This is a genomic window from Pseudomonas sp. ASL8, from assembly GCF_056680355.1.
On the sequence record NZ_CM155278.1, the window covers coordinates 4,768,463 to 4,786,752 of the forward strand.

Below are 18,290 nucleotides of genomic sequence, written 5' to 3' on the forward strand. Positions count from 1 at the left end.
ACCGTATCCCTCCAGCCCTCCCTTAAACCGCAATGCCCGCACAGTTTCAGGTTCTCGAACGAGTTGTAGAAATCGGCGCAGTGACGATCAATGCGGCTGATCGCCCGGCAGGATTTGCAGGCAAGAGCGTGATGAAATGCCATTTTTAAACCTCGCCTATGGTTGTTTCTTGGGTAGGGTCGCAGCCCTTATAAGCCGTGGCTTCCAGCCCATTACCAGAATCTCCCAATCTAAAGCCGGTCAATGTATGGATGCGCTTGAACCCCTTTGCGTCTAGGTATGCACACCAACGATCCAAAGCCTCACGCTTGCGGGCCATCACGTCCGACTGGATGTACACCTTCACGTTGTGGCCCATGGCATGGTTGATCAGCAGCTCGCCAATCAAGTGGTCGATGCCGATGTCTGCCCAGCCGGTGCGCGCTACCTTGCGCAGGTCATGACTGGTCCACTCGCCCTGCCCCAACCGACTGAACACCGCACAGGCTTGGCCTTCACTGAGGGCCTTGCCGTTGCGGGAGGGGAAAAGGAACTGCCCGTCGTAGCCGTTCGCCCACTGGATATCGCGGTAGCTGATTAGCAACTGCCGCACCTGATCAGTCAGAGGCAAATGGTGTTCGACGCCGGTCTTGGTGTTCGACGCTGGAATGAACCACTCCCGCTCAGCCAGGCTGATGTGCGACCACTGGGCCTGCCGGGTCTCGCCAATGCGTGTGCCATGGCAAAGCATCATCAAGGCGAGCATGGCATCAGCTGGCGTGCTGGCCATGGCGTCACGCAGCAGGATAATCAGGTCTTGAAGCTGGGTAACGCGCAGCCGGGAAGGCTTCACGCCCACCTTGGCCTTGGAGAAGTCGCTGAACCTGATGTCCTTCATCGGGTTGGCCGAGATCAGGCGCAGCTTGAAGGCTTGCCGGAATGCCAGGGCCAGCAGCTGGAACGCAGAACGCACGTAGTCGATGCCGATCGTTTCCTGCGCTGGCCACATGAACTGATCGTCCAGGGTGGATTTGTCGATAGTGGTCAGCGGCACGTCACCCAAGCGCGGCTTGAGGTGACACTTGATCAAGGAAGCGCCGGTCTTCTTGCGCTTGGCGGAAAGGCTGCGGTCGCGGGACATCCGGTCGGCGTACCAATCCAGCAGCTCGCCGGTTGTCACCCACTTCGACAAGTTCGAACCAGCACCATCAGCGAGGCGCAGGCGGATGCCCGGCAATGCCGCAATGACCTGCTTGGCACTCAGATCAGGGAAGCTGCCGACGAGGTTCCATTTCCCCTTACGCACCAGGTACCACGAAGCCCGGGCGCGGTCCCGAGTGAAACGCAGGTACAGCCCGCGATTCTCAATATCGCGCAAATCCCGGACATCACCGGAGACCTGTCGCTTAATCTCGGCATCGGTGATCTTTACGGCGGCGGTGCTCATGCGGCCACCACGGTACGGGGCTGTTTCAGATACGCACCAATCACATCGAGCGCCTCGCGGTGCCCACGGCATACTACGGCGAGATAACCCTGCTCGTTGAACGTATGAAGGCAGGCGTCTTGCTGGGGGGAGACCGGAGAATCGTGCGGCGGTGTGGCTTTGAATTCGATCAGCAGGCCAAAATATCCGCCCCGTGCCATTGGTAAAACCAGATCGGGGATCCCCGCTTTGACGCCCTGCTTTTTCAATTCAATAGCCACCAGCTTGTGCCGGTGTCCGCCATTGGGCACATGGAAAATCAGCTTGGAGGCCATCGGGTGCCGCAACGCCAGTTCGAGCAGAAGCGTTTTCTGCTCCATGCCCTCCCAGTCGATAGGCTTGGCCCGTGCGACCTTGACCTTGAACGGCTTGATGACCAGGGGCTTCACGCTTCCACCTCCGAACCATCTAGCCAAGCGAGGAAGCCCGCCGGCACATCTTGGCCAGCCTCGGAGATGAACTTGGCGCAGAAGTTCAGCAGTTCCGGTTGCTTTCCGTATGCCTCTTCAAACTGCACCTTTTGCCCGTGCACAGCGTAACCGGGGAAGCCCTCGGCGCCGTAGCCATGCTGGTGGTGTCCGGCGCACAGCGGCAGCACGTACCAGTGCGCGTGCGGCTTGGTGCGGCCGTCGACGTGGTGAATGCTGCACTGGTCGTTGTAGATATCCTGGCCGACGCGGCACGCGACGCATCCGATGGTCTGTACCAGCATGCTGTGCCAGCGCTTCTGCTGGGCAGTGACGGAACGGCCTTTCATACCTTCTCTCCGGTGACGATATCGATTACTTCAAAGGTGCTTGGCCACAGCGCGCGGCCAAATTGAACGGCGACGGATCGATGCTCAAAAAGACCCACGGCGCGGTCAGGCTTGTCGGTGAGATCCCACTTGTAGCCGCAGCAGTGCACGGCGAAGCGGTATTCGGCAGGGTCAGTTGGTGCCAGTCGACGATCAGCCACGGGCACCTCCAAGCTTGGCGCGCATCTGTGCCAGCGCGTCCTTGCCGACCTCCGGAGTACTCTTTGCTTCGGCTCGTGCTGTCAGCGCCTTCGGCATCGCCTGAAGCGGAAGACCTTCGAGAAGACGGCGGATGGTGATGGTGTAGTTACGGTTGAACAGCTTCAGGCTCAGTGTGGTGTCGAGCTTGTTTAGGCTTTCAAAGCCGCACTCCTTGGCGGTGTGCCATATTGCGTCATGCGACCAGCTGGCCTGACCTGCCATGCTTGGATGGGCATTCCGGCAAGCCTCGCGATGCGCAGCGGCCAGGGGCGGCAGGCCAAGCATTTCGGGGGTGGGCCGACACCACTCGATGAATTGCCCGGGGCTCGGAATGAAGTCCGAAACATGCTTTCTGGCTTTCACCATGCCGAATTCGATCTGCCCTTGAGTCCGGATCCCCTCATCAAGGAACGCCTGCATCCACTGAACCTTTGCCGCCTGGTATATTTCCTTTTCCGGCCAAGCCTGTCGCCATGCCGATCGAATGAGCCGCAGCTCCTTGAAGAGTTCGTTGATGGCGAAAGCCATTTGGCGGCGGCCTTCATCAACTGGTGCTGCGCGCTCATCGGCGGGGATAAACTCCCCGGCGGCCGCGTTTGCCCACAAGCTTCCCGCAATCGCTGATACCTGCTTCATCACGATTGCACCCCGTTCTGCCAAGACGTGTCGTCATCGTCAAAGTCGACAGAGCCCGCAGCTTTTTGCCGGATCGGGGTAACATTCGACGCAGCAGCCCGCACCGTGTCGTTCTTCACCCACTTGACCAGCATGCTCACCCACTCTCCGTGAGTATTCACCTGGCCCTTTGGTTCATAGTGGCCGGTGAACGCCGTGCGAACGGCCTCAGTGAACAAGTCCAGTGACAGCCCCTGGTGAAATGCGTAGGTCTTCAGGGTCATGGCATCAGGCGCCCAGTCCAAGGTCATTTCGCAGGGCATGCGAGGATCGACGGACTCCTGCGCGTAGAGAGGGTTTTTATTCTTCTCTACATCTTCTTTAGGTAACGCACCGCTAACGTTCGAAGCGTTACTTTTAGCGTTACCTGCCTTGTGGTTTGCGACGCGCTTCGCAGTAAGAAGCCTATTTTTGGCGGTCTTCCCGTTATGACGGTCGAAATGAGGAAGGGAAATAACTCCGTCAGCCTCGGCCATCCATGCCACTGACTTCATGTGTTCACAGAAACCGATAACGCCAACCAAACGGTCGAGTAACTTTTTACTAACGCTCGGAGCGTTACCATCTTGGGTCTGCTGGTCGAACCATCCCCACACACGCATCAGTTTTCCAACTACTGCATCGGGATCGATATCAGCAAGGTCAGCAATCTGGCAGACCTCTGGTTTGTCCAGCGTTGTCAGTTCGAACTTGATCCAATCGCCAGCCATTACGCGACCCTCCGCATGCTGTAGGAGGCCCACTTGCCAGCGATCCACTCGACACCTTTGGATGTGAATCGCGCTTGCGCGAAGGCATGACTGGTGCGCTCAGAGGTGCCGGTCTTCACCTCAAACCGGCCTGCATCGATATGGGCTTGTTTAGGAGTCAGCTCACCATTCAGGTAATACATCACGCTGCTGTCGATCAGCATTTGCCGAAAGGAACGCTCATTGGCCTTGAGGATTTTTGCAACTTGGCGGAAGCCAAGCAGGCCAGTTGATTCAACATAGCGATCAACGAATGCAGCTTTAGGCGCAGCCAGTGCAAGCGCCTGACTGGTTAGCTGACGTTGCTCGTACTGCTCGGCCCAAGCGCGAGCTGCAGCTGCTGGACTGGAGAAATCTGGAAGGTCCGTTACAACATCGTGACGTGACACGTTTTCGAGTTCATTCAAACGTGTAATGACACGGTGGCGAAGCGGGATGCTGTAACCGGTCAATAGGGTTTCGGTGAGAATCCGGTCAAGGAAGAACTCAGTCTGGCGGCGGTTGGAGTCATCCAGATAGATGCGCTCAAAACTGAGCGCATCTAAATTCAACTCTAAAAGCGTCTTCTGGATATCGCGCTTGACGTTCTTGTGTTCCTTGTCACACAGCTCGGCGATTTCCCGGCTGCTCATAGTGACTGTGTTGCTTGAAGTGGTGATCGTGTTCATAATGGCCCCACGTTGATACACCGTTGTTGAAGAAGCCGACCTAGCCGTCGGCTTTTTTGTGTCTGAAATTCAGGCAGCCTTCAGCGATTCGCGCAGCACAAGCAGTGCGTCGATGGTTTCTTGAATGGCTTTGTCGCCCTGTCCTTTCTCGCTCCGGCTAACAAAATTGTCGGCAAGGGCATCGATAACGAAGCGAGCCGTATCGCCGTACTCGGCAGATACCAGGCCAAGCGAGACGAGTAGTTGTTTTGGCTCTGGCCTTTTGCGGGCCACAAGATCAAAACCAAAGCTGTCCGCCCATGCGATTAGCGGGCGGAAGTCTTGGGTGAATTTCATGATCCGATGCAATTCCTCAACATTCATGTTATGGCTTTCGTAGTCGGGGTTGGCCTTCTGGGAAAGAAGCGTGCGCGACTTGAAACTTGCGCCTTCTGCAATCTTCTTCGTCCCGACCTCATCGACTACGTCGTAAATTGCTTGCATCAGCGATTGCATGTAACACCTCGAATTCTGTTACGTGGCTTGGTGCCACTAGTTCCGCGATCATTTGCTCATCAACTGATCAAGGGCGAATCCATGACCGACTTACCTTCAAGTCCCTTAATAGGGACCAGGACTAACAAAGGAATCAGCTACCAAGACTCCTTACCGTCCCAGTGGTCCCTAATCAGGGACTCCAATCACCGCTTCGGAGCGAACGGAATTACGTTGCTTGCCGGTGTCGTCATCGCTAGAACTGCCCGGACTATGCCCGGCAATGCCGCATCCACCAGCGCGGAGGACAATTCGTCACCAGTCATGCCCATGGCCTTAGCCATCCGATCCAACCGTTCCCTGCTGCCCCTTCTGAGATCCACTTCGTTCTCAACTGCGCTGGGCATACTTCCCCCTCAACGACCTCTTCAGGCCCGCTTTTTTTCAAGTTCAAACGGCAACTCGCCGTGCTCTTCCCAATACGCCAGCGCCGCTTCGATGATTTCCCTGCTCAGCACGCTGTGCTGCAGGCTGACGCTACGAGCGGCGACCTTCAGCTTCTCGAACACCTCGTCATTCAGGCGTGTCTTCACCTGGTGCTCGTTTCGATGTGGGGGCTCGTCGTAGGCCATAGGGTTTCTTCCGTATCCGGCGTGATGGGGTTGGGCCTAGGCGGCGGATTTCTTCGGATGTGCCTCGGCCAAAAGCCAAGCTGGCTCAAATGGCTTTCCTTTGGCTGTAGCAAGAGCAGCTATGCGCTCGGCATAACGTGTCTCGCCGGTGTATTCAGTACGAGGAAGGCAGTCGGCAGTCAGCCATTTATAAACAGCTCTCGGCGACTTCCCGCAGGCCATAGCCACTACGGGAACGCCGCCTGCATCATCAATCGATTTCTTGAGCGGCCGCATAAGGCCTCCGGGTTAAATATGAACTTACAGTACATATTATGTCGGAACTGAAAGTACATGCAAGTCCGTGCGTTAATGAACTCATGGTTCACATCGAAGAAATACGAAATGCTTTTGTCGCGAGGCTCAAGCAGGCACTTGCACAGAACGAAATCCAGGAATGGGGTGCAGGCGCTCGCCTAGCGAAAATGGCTGGCGTCACCCCCAAAGCTAGTAGCAAGTGGCTAAACGGCGAGTCGATGCCGGGCGGGGCAAATATGCTGGCGCTTGCCGCCGCCTTAAAGGTTCGAGTGGAATGGCTTGAGTATGGGCGCGGGGAGATCCTAGAGTCGGAAGCGCTGCAGACTCGCTTGACTGCCCCCGTATCTATGCCTGAGGCATTGCCCTTCCCTGCCGGCGACGACGGGGAAACTCCAGTCACCTATGAGAAGTACGCATTCATCCCTCAGTACGACGCTTTGGCTTCAGCTGGTAGCGGCCACGAGAATACTCATGTAGAGCTTCGCGGTACCCTGGCCTTTAAGCGCGACTGGCTGAGGTTTAAGGGCGTCAATCCGAAGAATCTGAAAGTTATCTATGCCACCGGACAGAGTATGTGGCCAACGATCAACGATCACGACGTGCTGCTTGTTGATGAGTCGCGAATCGAGCCGGTAGACGGGCAGATATTCGCCCTTCAAGGTCAAGAGCGTGGAACGCTTGTGAAGCGCCTGATCAAGTCAGAGTTTGGCGGGTGGATTATCCGCAGCGACAACGCCGATAAGATCAGTCACGGTGACTTAGCATTGCCCGACGGAGAAATCTACGAGCACCGCATCCTGGGTCGGGTGATCTGGCGCGGCGGGGATCTCTAGCCGATCTAGTTCGACAAGGATTTTTCAGGTAACGCTACTGGAGTGGAGCGCAGAAGCTTCTGCTCAGCTCGCAGCCCAATGAAAGGATTCGTAAACATGCGGCTTTCAAATCTAGCCCTCGCCCTGACTGTAATTAGTGGCGGAGCTCACGCGGCTACCGTGTTCAAGTGCGTCGACGCTCAGGGAAATATTCATTTCACAGCAAATGCCAACTGCCCAGAAAATCACGATCTAAATGACGTCATGTCTGTAGAAAACCCAACTATCAGCCGGTCGGGAGAGTCCACGCTAATGGCGCCAACTAGAAATGGCGCAGCGCACACCAGGCAGGCGGTAGCGGGCGCCACTCAACATGCGGCGACGCAGGCATCACCATCCTCCCCATGCTCAACCGGACTTAATGCGCGAGATCTCCGTACCGCAAAAGTCAGAGGAGAGATTGTGCCGGGCATGACCAGAAGTGAAATCCAAAAAATTTACGGAAATGCCACTGACAAGGGAGCCCAAGGCGCTGGCGGGTCGTCGTACTGGAGCGACCGATATAAGCAGGTAGTGAGTGTTACCTATGACCGCAACGGCTGCACTCAATCGAGCTATCAGTCGGGATACAGACCTTAATTGACTGCCGCTCAGCGTTATCTGGCGGGGTGGGGATTTGCAGGAGATCGAAATGGGACTCAACAGGCCAACCCAAGAGTTGAAGCGCGAACTCAAAGACGCAGCGCTGAGTCTGGAGCAGGCAGCATCCGAAGTACTCGAAATCACCAAGAGCTGCGGGGATGCCGACGTTGTTGCTGCTCTGAAGCTGATCTCGAAGCTGTATGAGGAAGCGGATCGCCTGGCGGCGCTTGCGGATGAAGTGAAGGATGGGCGGATTGTACGGGTGAAGGCTGAATAGCTCGCGATCCTAGCCCAAGCATTTTGGCGGGCGACGTATTCGCGCTAAAAATTGAAAGACAAAGTAATGCCCTGCAGAAGGGTTACTGAATGCCGAAGAAACAACCGGAAAGTAAAGTTGCAGTGACTGCTGCTGAAATTGAGCGCTCTATCCAGGCCCTGAACAAAATGGCGGAACGCCTTTGGGGAGATGGTCGAGAGGCTGAGGCGAAAGCTCTCCTCGACGCCTTGGACGCATTAAACCGGGCGCTTGATCGAATCAGGATTGGAGAGAGTCGAAGGATTCTCCATTGAGGGTACAAATTAGCTGGCGGCTGGCGGGTTATGAGATGAGGTGCGAGCTGAGAGGATTGTGCGGGGAAAGGATGGGTAGGTGGCGCGCCGAGGATTTGTAGGGGTTGCTGCATTTAGCGGTCATCAAATACTGATAGTTAGCAGCCTGAAGTAGCAGCTAGGAAAGCAAATGCTCGAACGTATTACCGCAAAGGAAATCATAAGGCAGAGCCATCAGGGCGTCTCAGTGCAGCCATTTTTGGTCCGAGGCGACGATGATCAAACGTACTTCGTCAAGGGGCTCTCAAGAGCCCTTGGGAATGGGTTGGTTTCAGAAGCTTTAGCTGCAGAGCTTGGGATGCACTTGGGCCTACCCATTCCCCCATGGCGAGTGATGGATATCCCTCCAGCCTTAATCGACTTCAGCGTGATCGATGGCGTGAGAGACTTGAGCGGTGGACCAGCATTCGCATCCCTTCAGGTTGAGAATGCATCCGACCTCATGTGGGCGGGACTTGACCATCTTTCGGCAGAGCTAAAGCGGAAGGTTCTGCTATTTGATTGGTGGATATTGAATGGTGACCGCGGGCTTGGAGAGCTGGGAGGGAACGTCAACCTGATTCTCAACCCTAAAGGCGAGCTTGCCGTGATTGACCACAACGTGGCTTTTGACTTGGCATTGGACAGCAGTGAATTCCGTCAGTATCACGTCTTCCGCGATCAATTGGGATCATTTGACGGAAACCTTCTCGCTCGTCTGGATTATTTGCCACTTCTCGACGCAGCCATTGCCGACTGGGGTAGGATTACATCCCTTGTACCGGAGGAGTGGCTTTGTCGTAACCATGATCCCGACGACAGATACGAGCCAACCCTTCAGCAAAGGCTTCAAATACTGGAAAGGTTCAAGGATGAGCAGTTCTGGGGGCAATTATGAATTTTATCTGTAACTACTCGGTTCTCAGGTTCCTGCCTTACCCGGAAACGGGCGAGTTCGTGAACATTGGGATCGTATTGCTCGCAAATAATGGTGAGTTCCGATTCAGGATCGCAACCAAGCGACAGCGCGTGACCAGATTTTTCGAAACCCTGGACCACAAGGTGTACCTTCGGGCTCGGAGTGAGGTCGAAGAAGAGTTCAGCCGCCTGGTGGGTTTCTTTGCTTCGCGCAAAAACGAGACCAAACTCTTGGTTAGCGCTTTTAAGAACCTTATTCACCCTCGTGAAACCATGATGCGCTTTAGCCAGCCTGGGACAATGACTACCGAGAACATCGGCTTGGCTGTCGATGAGCTGTTTGATCATTACGTGAACCACAGTTTCGCTGGCAAGGAATACCAAGAAAAGGTCCTAGAGCGACAGCTTGGGACGCTTCTGGCCTCGTCGAGCTTAAGGCAGCACTACAAAGAGCAGCGCCTTGGTAACCAAGAATACGATGTCAGGTTCCCATTCGTAATACTGGCAAACCAAGTTGCTGAGCAGGCAATCAAACCGATTTATTTCGGACAGGCCGAGCCATCCAAGATTTTGGAGCACGGAGATGCGTGGCTTTCTAAGGTTAAGCGGCTCAACACAGCTAACAAGCTCGCAAGGGATACATTATTCATTGCCGAGCCGCCCACGCCAGGAAAGCTCAAGCTGCTCAAGGCTTATGAAGAGGTGACAAATGCTCTTGCAGGACTTGATGGCGTCAGGGTTATCAGTGCACTTATGCCGAATGCGCAAAAGCTGGAAGAAATAAAGCAAGGCGTTCCAGAAAGCCTCCACTAAAACAGAGCCCGGCCCAGCGCCGGGCTTTTTCATTCCCTCCCTCCCCTGCCTGCTACGCTTTCCTCTTTCAGCGGAGGCTCAATCCATGGCAGACAAAGATCTTCTCCCTTCCCTGCTTTTCAAGCTCAACGAGAATCAGATCGCCCTGGAGGCTGCCATTATGGAGCTTGCGCTGTGGGTTGAGCAGCGCGGATCGACAGATGTCGGCGGGAACGTACGTGGGGCGCTGAGCACCATCGAGGACAACCTGGAGTTTATGACGCTCGGGATCGCTGAGCTTATGGGGCCGGAGCGATAGGCGCTTTCGTTAACTATCGTCTCGTCTTGCCCGCCTGTACGTCGCGCAGCTATCCGGACTGGCGCCGTATTCCCTATGCCTACCGCCCGACCTTTACTTGCGCTTAACACCATTGCAAGGCGCTGCTAAGCTGGAGAACACCCTTCAAAGCAGTGCATATGGAAGACAGCCATGACTGAGATAGGCGCACGCCTGAAAAGTGAGCGGATTCGGCTTAACCTGACCCAGCGGATGCTTGCGGATGTCGGCGGAGTCCAATCCAACGCGCAAGGTAAGTATGAGAGTGGTGAGCGATGTCCGAGAGCGGACTACTTGGCAAGGATATCCTCAGCAGGCATCGATATTTTGTATGTGATCACGGGGCGCTACACCCCGCCGATTAACCCGTCAGAGCCGACCACCTTGTCCAGCATCGATGATTTCAGATCGAGCGTTTCCATGTTGTCCGACGCATTAGAGAGTTTGGTATCGGGCCAGAGGCGATTCAAAGAGCCAGGTAAGCACCAGCGCTGATTATCAGCCGGAAGCCGGAAGTAGAGGTTGATGTCAGAAAACTGACCAAGACTTGAGTTAAGGCCTGCCACGCGCGGGCCTTTTGTTGTCCGCCCCTTCCTATGCCCGCTATTTGCAATGCCGCGAAACATCCCTCGTGCAGCATGCATGAGCCCCTACTGCCATCACCGCGCCTAAGGCATTGAAAGTTAAGCTGATCGCTTATTGCTGCGATTGGCACGAGCAATGCTCCTCTACCCAGGAAAACAAAGCGGTGCTGGCACCGACCGGCCCACGTCATTCCGTGATAGATGAGGCAACCAAAAATGAATGCCATCGACCTTTTAAAAGCTGACCACGTACGAGTGAAGGACATCCTCACCCAATTGAGCGAGTCGACTGATCGGGCCCAAAAAAAACGTACCGACCTGATAGCCAAGCTCGAAATGGAAATCACCATCCATACCAAGCTGGAAGAAGAGATCCTCTACCCCGCCTTCAAAGAAGCTGGTGGTAAAGAGCAGGAAGAAATGTATTACGAGGCCAAGGAAGAACACCGCACTGTCGACTCCCTGGTGCTCCCTGACCTCAAAGCAACAGACCCATCGACGCCTGAGTTTGCGGGTCGCACGAAGGTCGTTAAGGAGTTGCTTGAGCATCACATTGAGGAGGAGGAGACCGAGATGTTTCCTCAGGCTAAAAAGCTGCTCGGCAAGGAGATGCTGGATACATTGGGTGAGCAAATGGAAGTAATGAAGGCGGAGTACAAAAAAGGGCTCGGTGCTGGAAGCATCGCGGGATGAGTACCGCCAGCTGACAAAATTGTTATTAAAGCCCGGCCCAGCGCCGGGCTTTTCGTATCTGCCTACCGCTTCCCTGCCTGCTCATACACTGAGCTGCGCTCACGCTTACCGATAGCCAGCACCAGGATGACAATCCGCTCATCCTCAACGCGATACACCAGACGATAACCCGCCCCGCGCAGTTTAATCTTGTAGCAGTCCTTGAGGCCGTGGAGCGCATCGCCGGGCACTCGCGGATGACTCTGCCGCTCCTGAAGCTTTCGCAGAAACTGAAGGCGTACGGCGCCGTCGAGCTTTCGGAGTTCCTTCAGTGCCTTCGGATCCCACTCAACGCCGTACTCAGCGCTCATTAGCAATATCGGCCTCAGCCTCGCCAATGAGATCATCGAGAGACACTCGAACAGGCGTCTCGTTGGCGTCAATCCGCGCCTTAACCACTTGTGCCAGCTCAAGGTCATCCAGGCGCTCAATCATCGCCTCGTAGACATCAGCCGGGACCATATAACCCATGACGCGGTTGTGGTTCAGTACAGCTACTGTCGCCCCCCCCGCACCATTCAGCACGGCAGACGGGTTCTTTTTGAGCTCGGATACGCTGACGACCACATCAGCCAAGACGCTTTGCATAGAGAAGACTCCTTTAGAGGTCTTTATTTTGGTCTTTATTTTTCATACGGGCAAGCACCCTACTCGCCTTACCTGGTCAATGAGCCTGCCACTGAGCGGGCTTTTTTTACGCCCCCAGTTTAATTATGTACTTTTGGTACTTGACCATTGTGAACCTATAGTACATATTTGCTCCGTCGCCAACGAGTACCTAATCAGGGACTGGCAGCGACAGGCCCTCACAAGGCTGCCGCTCTTTACTCAATCTGAAATCTTCGCGGATCGATCCCCGGCAACGGGCAGCCCTAAGGCATCGCTGAAACTAGCGAACAACGCGAAACACAAATTTCGATCCCCATGCCAGCGCTGGAACTGGATATCGCGGGAGAACCCGCCGACTCAATGTCGTGATGAGCGCCAGTCAGCCAGGAACGCAGGGTTGGCCGCGCAGGGCACGATAAAGAGGCGCACCAAGGTCGCCACCTACCAGATCCAAGATGAGGGTTTTCACTGGCAAGGCGTGGACAGGTGACCAACCAATCGGAGGAACCAAGCCATGAAGTAGTTAGCGATTCACCTGTGTGACGCAGTAAGCCTGAAGGCTGCGCCCAATACCTGACAGGCAGCGGAAAGCGTGCCGCCGATGTGACCGCGCATCGGCCGAAAGGTAGGCCGACCTGAGATACCCCGGATGATGACGCAACAAACCCAGGCTGTTGCCAGTAGCAAGCCTGGGCACAACACGGACAGCTCGCTGATTCAAGCGAGCCGTCTTCACCAGTACCGACGGATCGTCGGTAGCGGGAAGATAACCAAGGAGCAAGACCATGTTGATACTCACCCGCAAGCCAGGCGAAACCATCCGCATCAATGACGACATCAGCATCACAGTGATAAGCGTGCAAGGGCAGCAAGTGCGAGTTGGTATTTCGGCACCGGCGGATGTCGCTGTGCATCGCGAAGAGATCTACCAGCGCATCCAGGCAGAAAAACCAAAGGCTGATAAAGCGGCCTGATTGGAAAGCATCACTAAAACGCCGGAGCGATCGGGCGTTTTGGGATGACCACCAACCAGAGGTAACACCATGTTAGGCAAATTGTTCGGCAAGAAAACCAGTCAGGCTCGCGCCGCAGTGGCCAAGCTGGCAAACCGCGACCTGATGGAGGCTGTGGTTTATGGAGCGATCTACGTCGCCGCAGCTGATGGCGACCTCGAGGAAAGCGAACTGAGCAAGGTCGAGACCATTCTCAGCAACAACCCATCGCTACAAGGCTTCGGCGCAGAGCTGTCGAACACCATCGACCGCGCCAAGACTGACTTCAAGTCAGGTGCACGCATCCTGCGCCAAAACGCGGAGAAAGAACTTGGCGACCTGGCTCACAGCCCAGCCGAAGCGCTGACCGTGCTCAACATCATGCTCACCGTGGCAGAAGCTGACGGCGAGATCGAGCCGGCAGAAATGGTAGCGCTTGAGCGTAGCGCCAAGTTGCTCGGGCTCAACCTCAAAGACCATCTGTAACCGTGCTGGGCGCGCTCAGCAATAAGGTTCGGCGCTGGGCGGCCTTCGGGCTTGCCGGTGGCGTGGTATTCGTCGACTCGGCAAGTCGCATCTTCTCAATGGTAGGAGACCTGATCTTGGTATCGCTTCTGCTGATAGTGCTGATGACCGGAAAGACCAAAGAGAAAACGTAACGAGGGCGACAGCATGATCAAGTTCTTGGCCAGGCTATTCAGCCGCAAGCCACCAGAAGCGATTCAAGCGAAACCGGAAACAAGGCAGGCGACTACACCAGTCAAGCCAACCCCACGGCCAACAGTTCGAACTGCATCACCCGTGCCGCCTCCGCCAATACGGCGTGGCGATTCACCTCGAGCCATGCCAGCAGCAGATCGGAGAAACGTCGACGACACGTTCAGCAACCCGCTAAATCCGGTGAGCACCATGATTTACAGCTCAAGCGACGACACACCGAACCGGTCGCACTGTAGCGGGTACAGCAGCGGCGACAGTTACAGCAGCAGTGACAGTTCGAGTTGTTCGTCGAGCGATAGCAGCTCTTCCAGCTCAAGCAGCAGCGACTGATCAACCAGCGCCACGTCAGCCTGACGTTAACTGCCCGAGCACCTGGTACTCCCCAGCACCAGGCCGCATAGGAGATCACTCGGCCCTCTGCCGTGATAGCAGGGTGGCCACCTTGCCCTGAGCTGGCGCGATAAATAGCGCCTTGTAAAGACGGGCAACACTCAGAGCGGATTCGAGCGATCTCCGATGCGGACGAAACTGCGGCCTATAACCGCCCACCTTCATCAATTCCGAACAACCCTAAGAGGATTTGCAGCCATGTAACCGCCAATCACCCGTGCGGCTGCCTCATGCAGCGGACGGCGCAGGTTCACATACGGAGGCGTTAGTGAGCCAAACAGAGCCCAGTTTCGACTGGGCTTTTTATTACCCGCATTTATTCGAATGCGCCCTCAGGTCGAGCCAGCATTCGAATAGACGTGAACCAACAAGAGGATCAGCCATGCACCCATCAATTCAGCAGAGAGTGGACGGCGTTAAAGCCCTTCACGTCCGCTCCAGTATCGCCACAGCAGCTTTCTACGCCTTGATTGGCAGGGACGCACCAGCACAAGCCGTTCGCTACCAGGTCACGACCAAGGGCCCGAAGGCATACCACATCATCGAGCTGTCGACCGGCAAGGTGAAGGGATTCCGGTTTAGCTGGAAGGACGCGGTCAACTTCGCTCAGCAGCTTGAGGCAAAAGCCGACGGTGTCGTTGTTGTGTTGTCAAAAGGTGCACAGCAATGATCGGCGTACCAATGTCTGACCCTCGGCACAAGACCATCGCGGACCTCAGCGCCCAGATCGACTACTTCCTTGCTACCGGCAAGAAGATCCAGGACATCCCTCGCGGTGTCAGTGCTGACGCCCCGTTCTTCGGTACCACCACCCACTCCGAAAAGCTTCGGGCCCAGCGTGATGCTAAGGCGCCTGAACTGAGAAAGCATGCCGATGCCGGACTGACCGTTGCGGAAGCAGCGAAGGCAGTAGGCATCCACGTAAAAACCGTGGCCCTCATTGCCAGGGAAAACGGCTTCACCTTCAGCAAGAAGACCTGATGCGCCGGATCAACACCAAGGTGCGCCAGCGCCGCCGACAGACATGGCTGGATCTACCGGCCCACGAAATTGAAGAGGCAGGACATGGCCGAGGAACAGGAGCTCACGGCGGAAGCCAAGAAGCAGCGCAAGAAGCGCGACAAGGAAGCGGCCAAGAACGCCGCGCTGGGCATCGAGAAGTTCACGGTTGAGGTGGCGGGTGTTTTCAAGCCTGACGTGAGGAAGGTCATGAAAGCTCACGGCATCAACAGCCAACAAGAGGTTCACCAACTACTGCTGATGAACCTGATCGCCGCCGACTTCGAAACCCAAGCCCAGATGCTCCGTTGTGTCACGACACCTTTTGTTATTACCGATAAGGTGTCGCAGATCATTCGAACGGCCGGACTGAAGTCCCTCGCCGACGACCCGCCTGAGCCTGAAGACGAAATCGAAAGACCTTCATAACCCATCCGGATCGTTGCATCCAGTAACGGAGGGCGGTGCTAGCTTAAATACCATTCCAAACAGAAGTCGCTGCCAGGGTCGCGGTTACCGTGTTCTCGCACTCACCGCAAAGGATCAGTGCAGGCTGGTCTTTTAAGCCGGAACTGTAGCGGTCGAGGTATGCGACGAACTTCTCAGAGCCGCAGCAAGGTGATTTGGCCGCTACAGTCTGGGCTTCTAAGGCAGGTTCCTGATGCGAATTTTCTGGGAACGCTCCGATAACATGGCCGCAACCAACGCAGGAAAGAAGAGTGATGGGTTTATCTGCGCGATCGACAATCACCTGAGTCGCACCGAAATTTGCCACATCAGATTTGCAGCCTGGGCATTTTGGCTTGAATTCGTCATTGAGTTTCATTGTATCTCCTTGATCCGGCTCCATGCCGGTCACCCGTAATACCCCATATAGCTGAAGAGCGCTAGATGGCGGCAAGTGAGCTGCAAGTGCTTTGTATGCCTGAGAGAAATAACCCCTGAACATCGGATCGTCAGCAAATTTCTCGCGAAAATCCGCCACCTCTGGATCATCTACTAGCTTAAATGTATCGAGAAAACTGTCCTGCTCGGCAATCAGTATCTCGGGCTGGTTGTACTCCTCAAATTGGCTGCCAGTGATATCTATCTGGATCTGATCAAGTCTTAGCCAAACGTGAGAGCCAAGCTCTCCTTTGCGACCGCCACTTGCGCCAGAGATTCTAAGAGCACCAGGAAATCCCCTTTCCGTTAGGTATGTTGCCAACAATGCAGATGAGTCATCACAGCATCCTGCCGGAAACCTATTGCTAATCGATATCAGGAAAAAGAAACCGCTCTTCACCAGTTCGTGAAGTGCGAACCTGAAGGTTTCCACCTCTTTAAGCAGCTCATTTCGATCCATCTTATATCTCCAATTCGAATCGCTCCGAATATACCTGCGAGGATCCCCTATGTCCGCACAACAGAAGAAACCCCAGTTCATCCATGGCCAGCCAAGCATGGGCCTGCCCTTCCAGAAAGAACTGGTAGTCGACTTGTTTGCGGGTGGTGGCGGCGCCAGCACCGGTATTGCCCGGGCGTACCGGGAGCCGGACGTTGCCGTAAACCACAATCAGATTGCCCTGGCCGTACACCGTGCTAATCACCCGGGCACGGAGCATTACGTCGCTGACGTGTTCGAGGTTGACCCGGTGCTGGCAACTGGCGGGCAGCCGGTCGGTATTCTTTGGGCCTCGCCTGATTGCCGCCATCACAGCAAGGCAAAGGGTGGCGCGCCACGTGATCGTAAGGTGCGAGGGCTGGCTTGGGTTGTAATTCGATGGGCGTTCGCTACTCGCCCACGACTGCTCTTCCTGGAAAACGTCGAAGAGTTCTGCGACTGGGGGCCCATCGATGAGGACGGATATCCGATCAAGTCGGAGAAGGGTCGAACCTTCCGCTCATTCATCGCAGCGCTAAGCACGGGTCTAGCCGCTGACCACCCGGACATGCAAGAGATTCAGGATTCAATCGGCGACTTCGTACCGCTCGCGGCCTTGGTTCGCGGGCTTGGCTATAACGTCGAATGGCGTGAACGCATCGCAGCCAGCGCCGGCGCACCGACCATCCGCAAGCGTCTGTACCTGGTAGCGCGCAGTGACGGTCAGCCGATCGTCTGGCCTGAGCCAGTTCGTTATAAGAAACCAGTCGGCAAGCAACTCCCATGGCGCGGCGCGGCTGAATGTATCGACTGGAGCAATCTTGGTCGTACGATCTTCCGAGATAAGCCGATGGCGTCCAACACGATGCGACGGGTTGCCAAAGGGCTGTGGCGCCACGTACTGACCAGCGCGAAGCCATTCATTGTCCCAATGCGCGGAACGTCGGAATCACACACCAGTACGCACGGTGTTGATGAGGCCTTATCAACGATCAGCGCAGGCGGTACGCATCACGCCTTGGTAACGCCAGCGTTGGCGCCCTTCCTCACCGAATGTGCCAACGGATCATCACAACGTAACTTTGACGTACAGGAGCCGCTGCGCACACAGGTAGCACAGGTTAAGGGTGGGCACTTCGCGGTTGTTGCCGCTTCGCTAGTCACTCTTCGCAAAGGCTCGATCGGCTCTGACGTAACGAGCCCGCTTGCAGTGGTAGCAACCAGTACCGGGCACCATGCCGTATCGACCGCCTTCTTCGAGCAAGCCAATGGCGGCTTTTATAAAGGTGATGGCCGCGCTGCTGATGTGCCGATCTCGACCATCTGCGGATCTGGCGCCAACCAACGTCTGGTCAGCGCCTACCTGGTGAAGTACTACGGCAACGAGAAGGACGGCATATCGCTGACCGAACCGATGCACACGCTTCCGACCAAGGATCGAGTAGCACTGATCGAAGTGGTGCAGGTACCGGACATGCTGACACCTGAGCAGATGGAAGGCGCCCGACGCTGCGCCGCCTTCATGCACGAGTTTTTACCAGAGCATTTCAAAGACCCGGCAGAAATGGTGATGGTTGGCGGTTATGTGCTGACCGACATCACGCTGCGCATGTTGCAGCCGCCAGAGCTGAAGAGAGCCCAGGGCTTCCCAGAAAGCTACATCATCGACCGAGGTTTATTCGTTGATCCTATAACCGGCGCCGAGGAATGGCGCGCAATCAACAAAACGGACCAAGTACGACTGATCGGTAATAGTGTCTGTCCGGACAAAGCGGCTGCCCTCGTATCCGCCAATGCAGCGGAGCTGATCGAGCTATATCGGCAACTCGCCGCATAACCCGCGCTTACCTATTAA

General features: G+C 55.7%; 28 protein-coding genes. 15 read left to right on the plus strand and 13 right to left on the minus strand.

Going from position 1 to position 18,290, the window contains the following annotated elements; genetic code table 11:
* Positions 1-145: 145 nt before the first annotated feature.
* The 10 genes from AC1MEA_RS21890 to AC1MEA_RS21935 all read right to left on the minus strand — a co-directional run bounded on the left by AC1MEA_RS21890 (position 146) and on the right by AC1MEA_RS21935 (position 5,936).
* Positions 146-1,426, minus strand: a complete 1,281-nt coding sequence (locus tag AC1MEA_RS21890) for a tyrosine-type recombinase/integrase (protein WP_480417377.1) — start codon at positions 1,424-1,426, stop codon at positions 146-148.
* Positions 1,423-1,854: a VRR-NUC domain-containing protein gene (locus AC1MEA_RS21895; protein ID WP_447107949.1), complete on the minus strand. Its 432-nt coding sequence runs from the start codon at positions 1,852-1,854 to the stop codon at positions 1,423-1,425. The genes AC1MEA_RS21890 and AC1MEA_RS21895 overlap by 4 nt, the downstream gene beginning before the upstream one ends.
* The gene (locus tag AC1MEA_RS21900) at positions 1,851-2,222 is read right to left on the minus strand and encodes a Ref family recombination enhancement nuclease (protein WP_480417378.1); all 372 of its coding nucleotides are present in this window, start codon (positions 2,220-2,222) and stop codon (positions 1,851-1,853) included. The genes AC1MEA_RS21895 and AC1MEA_RS21900 overlap by 4 nt, the downstream gene beginning before the upstream one ends.
* A complete protein-coding gene (locus AC1MEA_RS21905) occupies positions 2,219-2,422 on the minus strand; it encodes a hypothetical protein (protein WP_480417379.1) in 204 nt (67 codons plus the stop codon). The genes AC1MEA_RS21900 and AC1MEA_RS21905 overlap by 4 nt, the downstream gene beginning before the upstream one ends.
* The gene (locus tag AC1MEA_RS21910; RefSeq protein ID WP_480417380.1) at positions 2,415-3,098 is read right to left on the minus strand and encodes a replication protein P; all 684 of its coding nucleotides are present in this window, start codon (positions 3,096-3,098) and stop codon (positions 2,415-2,417) included. Before AC1MEA_RS21910 ends, AC1MEA_RS21905 begins: the two co-directional genes overlap by 8 nt.
* Entirely contained in the window at positions 3,098-3,847 is a 750-nt protein-coding gene (locus AC1MEA_RS21915; protein WP_480417381.1) for a DnaT-like ssDNA-binding domain-containing protein, read from the minus strand. Before AC1MEA_RS21915 ends, AC1MEA_RS21910 begins: the two co-directional genes overlap by 1 nt.
* Positions 3,847-4,554 carry a phage antirepressor KilAC domain-containing protein gene (locus AC1MEA_RS21920; protein ID WP_480417382.1) on the minus strand — a complete coding sequence of 236 codons (708 nt, stop codon included), beginning with the start codon at positions 4,552-4,554 and terminating at the stop codon, positions 3,847-3,849. Before AC1MEA_RS21920 ends, AC1MEA_RS21915 begins: the two co-directional genes overlap by 1 nt.
* A 69-nt stretch (positions 4,555-4,623) precedes the next feature.
* On the minus strand, positions 4,624-5,049 hold the full coding sequence (locus tag AC1MEA_RS21925; RefSeq protein WP_480417383.1) for a phage regulatory CII family protein: 426 nt from the start codon (positions 5,047-5,049) through the stop codon (positions 4,624-4,626).
* Positions 5,050-5,456: 407 nt separating this feature from the next.
* On the minus strand, positions 5,457-5,660 hold the full coding sequence (locus tag AC1MEA_RS21930; RefSeq protein ID WP_480417384.1) for a hypothetical protein: 204 nt from the start codon (positions 5,658-5,660) through the stop codon (positions 5,457-5,459).
* A 36-nt stretch (positions 5,661-5,696) separates the two neighbouring features.
* Positions 5,697-5,936, minus strand: a complete 240-nt coding sequence (locus AC1MEA_RS21935; RefSeq protein ID WP_480417385.1) for a helix-turn-helix domain-containing protein — start codon at positions 5,934-5,936, stop codon at positions 5,697-5,699.
* A gap of 38 nt (positions 5,937-5,974) precedes the next feature.
* On the opposite strand from AC1MEA_RS21935, the gene AC1MEA_RS21940 reads away from it, so the two are divergent.
* The 9 genes from AC1MEA_RS21940 (at position 5,975) to AC1MEA_RS21980 (ending at position 11,323) form a co-directional block, all read left to right on the plus strand.
* On the plus strand, positions 5,975-6,790 hold the full coding sequence (locus AC1MEA_RS21940; RefSeq protein WP_480417386.1) for a S24 family peptidase: 816 nt from the start codon (positions 5,975-5,977) through the stop codon (positions 6,788-6,790).
* A gap of 96 nt (positions 6,791-6,886) precedes the next feature.
* Positions 6,887-7,408 carry a DUF4124 domain-containing protein gene (locus AC1MEA_RS21945; RefSeq protein ID WP_480417387.1) on the plus strand — a complete coding sequence of 174 codons (522 nt, stop codon included), beginning with the start codon at positions 6,887-6,889 and terminating at the stop codon, positions 7,406-7,408.
* Between the two features lie 52 nt (positions 7,409-7,460).
* A complete protein-coding gene (locus AC1MEA_RS21950) occupies positions 7,461-7,688 on the plus strand; it encodes a hypothetical protein (protein ID WP_480417388.1) in 228 nt (75 codons plus the stop codon).
* Between the two features lie 89 nt (positions 7,689-7,777).
* Positions 7,778-7,981 carry a hypothetical protein gene (locus AC1MEA_RS21955; RefSeq protein ID WP_447107961.1) on the plus strand — a complete coding sequence of 68 codons (204 nt, stop codon included), beginning with the start codon at positions 7,778-7,780 and terminating at the stop codon, positions 7,979-7,981.
* A gap of 169 nt (positions 7,982-8,150) precedes the next feature.
* A complete protein-coding gene (locus AC1MEA_RS21960; RefSeq protein ID WP_480417389.1) occupies positions 8,151-8,897 on the plus strand; it encodes a HipA family kinase in 747 nt (248 codons plus the stop codon).
* On the plus strand, positions 8,894-9,730 hold the full coding sequence (locus tag AC1MEA_RS21965) for a DUF3037 domain-containing protein (RefSeq protein WP_480417390.1): 837 nt from the start codon (positions 8,894-8,896) through the stop codon (positions 9,728-9,730). The genes AC1MEA_RS21960 and AC1MEA_RS21965 overlap by 4 nt, the downstream gene beginning before the upstream one ends.
* Before the next feature lie 85 nt (positions 9,731-9,815).
* Positions 9,816-10,028, plus strand: coding sequence for a hypothetical protein (locus AC1MEA_RS21970; RefSeq protein ID WP_447107965.1), 213 nt, complete (start codon positions 9,816-9,818; stop codon positions 10,026-10,028).
* Between the two features lie 171 nt (positions 10,029-10,199).
* Positions 10,200-10,541 (plus strand): helix-turn-helix domain-containing protein, encoded by a 342-nt coding sequence (locus AC1MEA_RS21975; RefSeq protein ID WP_480417391.1) that lies wholly within the window; start codon positions 10,200-10,202, stop codon positions 10,539-10,541.
* A gap of 305 nt (positions 10,542-10,846) precedes the next feature.
* Positions 10,847-11,323, plus strand: coding sequence for a hemerythrin domain-containing protein (locus AC1MEA_RS21980; protein WP_447107967.1), 477 nt, complete (start codon positions 10,847-10,849; stop codon positions 11,321-11,323).
* Between the two features lie 62 nt (positions 11,324-11,385).
* Here AC1MEA_RS21980 and AC1MEA_RS21985 read toward each other — a convergent pair whose 3' ends face one another.
* A complete protein-coding gene (locus tag AC1MEA_RS21985) occupies positions 11,386-11,673 on the minus strand; it encodes a type II toxin-antitoxin system RelE family toxin (RefSeq protein ID WP_480417392.1) in 288 nt (95 codons plus the stop codon).
* Positions 11,663-11,950, minus strand: a complete 288-nt coding sequence (locus AC1MEA_RS21990; protein ID WP_480417393.1) for a type II toxin-antitoxin system Phd/YefM family antitoxin — start codon at positions 11,948-11,950, stop codon at positions 11,663-11,665. Before AC1MEA_RS21990 ends, AC1MEA_RS21985 begins: the two co-directional genes overlap by 11 nt.
* Positions 11,951-12,756: 806 nt before the next feature.
* Here AC1MEA_RS21990 and csrA point away from each other — a divergent pair.
* The 5 genes from csrA (at position 12,757) to AC1MEA_RS22015 (ending at position 15,501) form a co-directional block, all read left to right on the plus strand.
* Positions 12,757-12,945 (plus strand): carbon storage regulator CsrA, encoded by a 189-nt coding sequence (gene csrA / locus AC1MEA_RS21995; protein ID WP_480417394.1) that lies wholly within the window; start codon positions 12,757-12,759, stop codon positions 12,943-12,945.
* A gap of 69 nt (positions 12,946-13,014) precedes the next feature.
* Positions 13,015-13,449: a tellurite resistance TerB family protein gene (locus AC1MEA_RS22000; protein ID WP_480417395.1), complete on the plus strand. Its 435-nt coding sequence runs from the start codon at positions 13,015-13,017 to the stop codon at positions 13,447-13,449.
* 1,006 nt (positions 13,450-14,455) lie between these two features.
* Positions 14,456-14,743 carry a hypothetical protein gene (locus AC1MEA_RS22005; RefSeq protein WP_480417396.1) on the plus strand — a complete coding sequence of 96 codons (288 nt, stop codon included), beginning with the start codon at positions 14,456-14,458 and terminating at the stop codon, positions 14,741-14,743.
* A complete protein-coding gene (locus AC1MEA_RS22010) occupies positions 14,740-15,054 on the plus strand; it encodes a hypothetical protein (protein WP_480417397.1) in 315 nt (104 codons plus the stop codon). The genes AC1MEA_RS22005 and AC1MEA_RS22010 overlap by 4 nt, the downstream gene beginning before the upstream one ends.
* Positions 15,055-15,138: 84 nt before the next feature.
* Positions 15,139-15,501, plus strand: coding sequence for a hypothetical protein (locus AC1MEA_RS22015; RefSeq protein ID WP_480417398.1), 363 nt, complete (start codon positions 15,139-15,141; stop codon positions 15,499-15,501).
* A gap of 43 nt (positions 15,502-15,544) precedes the next feature.
* On the opposite strand, the gene AC1MEA_RS22020 is transcribed toward AC1MEA_RS22015, so the two are convergent.
* Positions 15,545-16,417, minus strand: coding sequence for a hypothetical protein (locus tag AC1MEA_RS22020; protein WP_480417399.1), 873 nt, complete (start codon positions 16,415-16,417; stop codon positions 15,545-15,547).
* Positions 16,418-16,466: 49 nt separating this feature from the next.
* On the opposite strand from AC1MEA_RS22020, the gene AC1MEA_RS22025 reads away from it, so the two are divergent.
* A complete protein-coding gene (locus AC1MEA_RS22025; RefSeq protein ID WP_480417400.1) occupies positions 16,467-18,272 on the plus strand; it encodes a DNA cytosine methyltransferase in 1,806 nt (601 codons plus the stop codon).
* Positions 18,273-18,290: the final 18 nt, after the last annotated feature.

What these genes read in the sequence shown, in the direction of transcription:
- AC1MEA_RS21890 (WP_480417377.1), bottom strand. Translation starts at nt 1,426, where the DNA reads ATGAGCACCGCCGCCGTAAAGATCACCGATGCCGAGATTAAGCGACAG.
- AC1MEA_RS21900 (WP_480417378.1), bottom strand. Translation starts at nt 2,222, where the DNA reads ATGAAAGGCCGTTCCGTCACTGCCCAGCAGAAGCGCTGGCACAGCATG.
- AC1MEA_RS21910 (WP_480417380.1), bottom strand. Translation starts at nt 3,098, where the DNA reads ATGAAGCAGGTATCAGCGATTGCGGGAAGCTTGTGGGCAAACGCGGCC.
- AC1MEA_RS21915 (WP_480417381.1), bottom strand. Translation starts at nt 3,847, where the DNA reads ATGGCTGGCGATTGGATCAAGTTCGAACTGACAACGCTGGACAAACCA.
- AC1MEA_RS21920 (WP_480417382.1), bottom strand. Translation starts at nt 4,554, where the DNA reads ATGAACACGATCACCACTTCAAGCAACACAGTCACTATGAGCAGCCGG.
- AC1MEA_RS21925 (WP_480417383.1), bottom strand. Translation starts at nt 5,049, where the DNA reads ATGCAATCGCTGATGCAAGCAATTTACGACGTAGTCGATGAGGTCGGG.
- AC1MEA_RS21930 (WP_480417384.1), bottom strand. Translation starts at nt 5,660, where the DNA reads ATGGCCTACGACGAGCCCCCACATCGAAACGAGCACCAGGTGAAGACA.
- AC1MEA_RS21935 (WP_480417385.1), bottom strand. Translation starts at nt 5,936, where the DNA reads ATGCGGCCGCTCAAGAAATCGATTGATGATGCAGGCGGCGTTCCCGTA.
- AC1MEA_RS21940 (WP_480417386.1), top strand. Translation starts at nt 5,975, where the DNA reads ATGTCGGAACTGAAAGTACATGCAAGTCCGTGCGTTAATGAACTCATG.
- AC1MEA_RS21945 (WP_480417387.1), top strand. Translation starts at nt 6,887, where the DNA reads ATGCGGCTTTCAAATCTAGCCCTCGCCCTGACTGTAATTAGTGGCGGA.
- AC1MEA_RS21950 (WP_480417388.1), top strand. Translation starts at nt 7,461, where the DNA reads ATGGGACTCAACAGGCCAACCCAAGAGTTGAAGCGCGAACTCAAAGAC.
- AC1MEA_RS21955 (WP_447107961.1), top strand. Translation starts at nt 7,778, where the DNA reads ATGCCGAAGAAACAACCGGAAAGTAAAGTTGCAGTGACTGCTGCTGAA.
- AC1MEA_RS21960 (WP_480417389.1), top strand. Translation starts at nt 8,151, where the DNA reads ATGCTCGAACGTATTACCGCAAAGGAAATCATAAGGCAGAGCCATCAG.
- AC1MEA_RS21965 (WP_480417390.1), top strand. Translation starts at nt 8,894, where the DNA reads ATGAATTTTATCTGTAACTACTCGGTTCTCAGGTTCCTGCCTTACCCG.
- AC1MEA_RS21970 (WP_447107965.1), top strand. Translation starts at nt 9,816, where the DNA reads ATGGCAGACAAAGATCTTCTCCCTTCCCTGCTTTTCAAGCTCAACGAG.
- AC1MEA_RS21975 (WP_480417391.1), top strand. Translation starts at nt 10,200, where the DNA reads ATGACTGAGATAGGCGCACGCCTGAAAAGTGAGCGGATTCGGCTTAAC.
- AC1MEA_RS21980 (WP_447107967.1), top strand. Translation starts at nt 10,847, where the DNA reads ATGAATGCCATCGACCTTTTAAAAGCTGACCACGTACGAGTGAAGGAC.
- AC1MEA_RS21985 (WP_480417392.1), bottom strand. Translation starts at nt 11,673, where the DNA reads ATGAGCGCTGAGTACGGCGTTGAGTGGGATCCGAAGGCACTGAAGGAA.
- AC1MEA_RS21990 (WP_480417393.1), bottom strand. Translation starts at nt 11,950, where the DNA reads ATGCAAAGCGTCTTGGCTGATGTGGTCGTCAGCGTATCCGAGCTCAAA.
- csrA (WP_480417394.1), top strand. Translation starts at nt 12,757, where the DNA reads ATGTTGATACTCACCCGCAAGCCAGGCGAAACCATCCGCATCAATGAC.
- AC1MEA_RS22000 (WP_480417395.1), top strand. Translation starts at nt 13,015, where the DNA reads ATGTTAGGCAAATTGTTCGGCAAGAAAACCAGTCAGGCTCGCGCCGCA.
- AC1MEA_RS22005 (WP_480417396.1), top strand. Translation starts at nt 14,456, where the DNA reads ATGCACCCATCAATTCAGCAGAGAGTGGACGGCGTTAAAGCCCTTCAC.
- AC1MEA_RS22010 (WP_480417397.1), top strand. Translation starts at nt 14,740, where the DNA reads ATGATCGGCGTACCAATGTCTGACCCTCGGCACAAGACCATCGCGGAC.
- AC1MEA_RS22015 (WP_480417398.1), top strand. Translation starts at nt 15,139, where the DNA reads ATGGCCGAGGAACAGGAGCTCACGGCGGAAGCCAAGAAGCAGCGCAAG.
- AC1MEA_RS22020 (WP_480417399.1), bottom strand. Translation starts at nt 16,417, where the DNA reads ATGGATCGAAATGAGCTGCTTAAAGAGGTGGAAACCTTCAGGTTCGCA.
- AC1MEA_RS22025 (WP_480417400.1), top strand. Translation starts at nt 16,467, where the DNA reads ATGTCCGCACAACAGAAGAAACCCCAGTTCATCCATGGCCAGCCAAGC.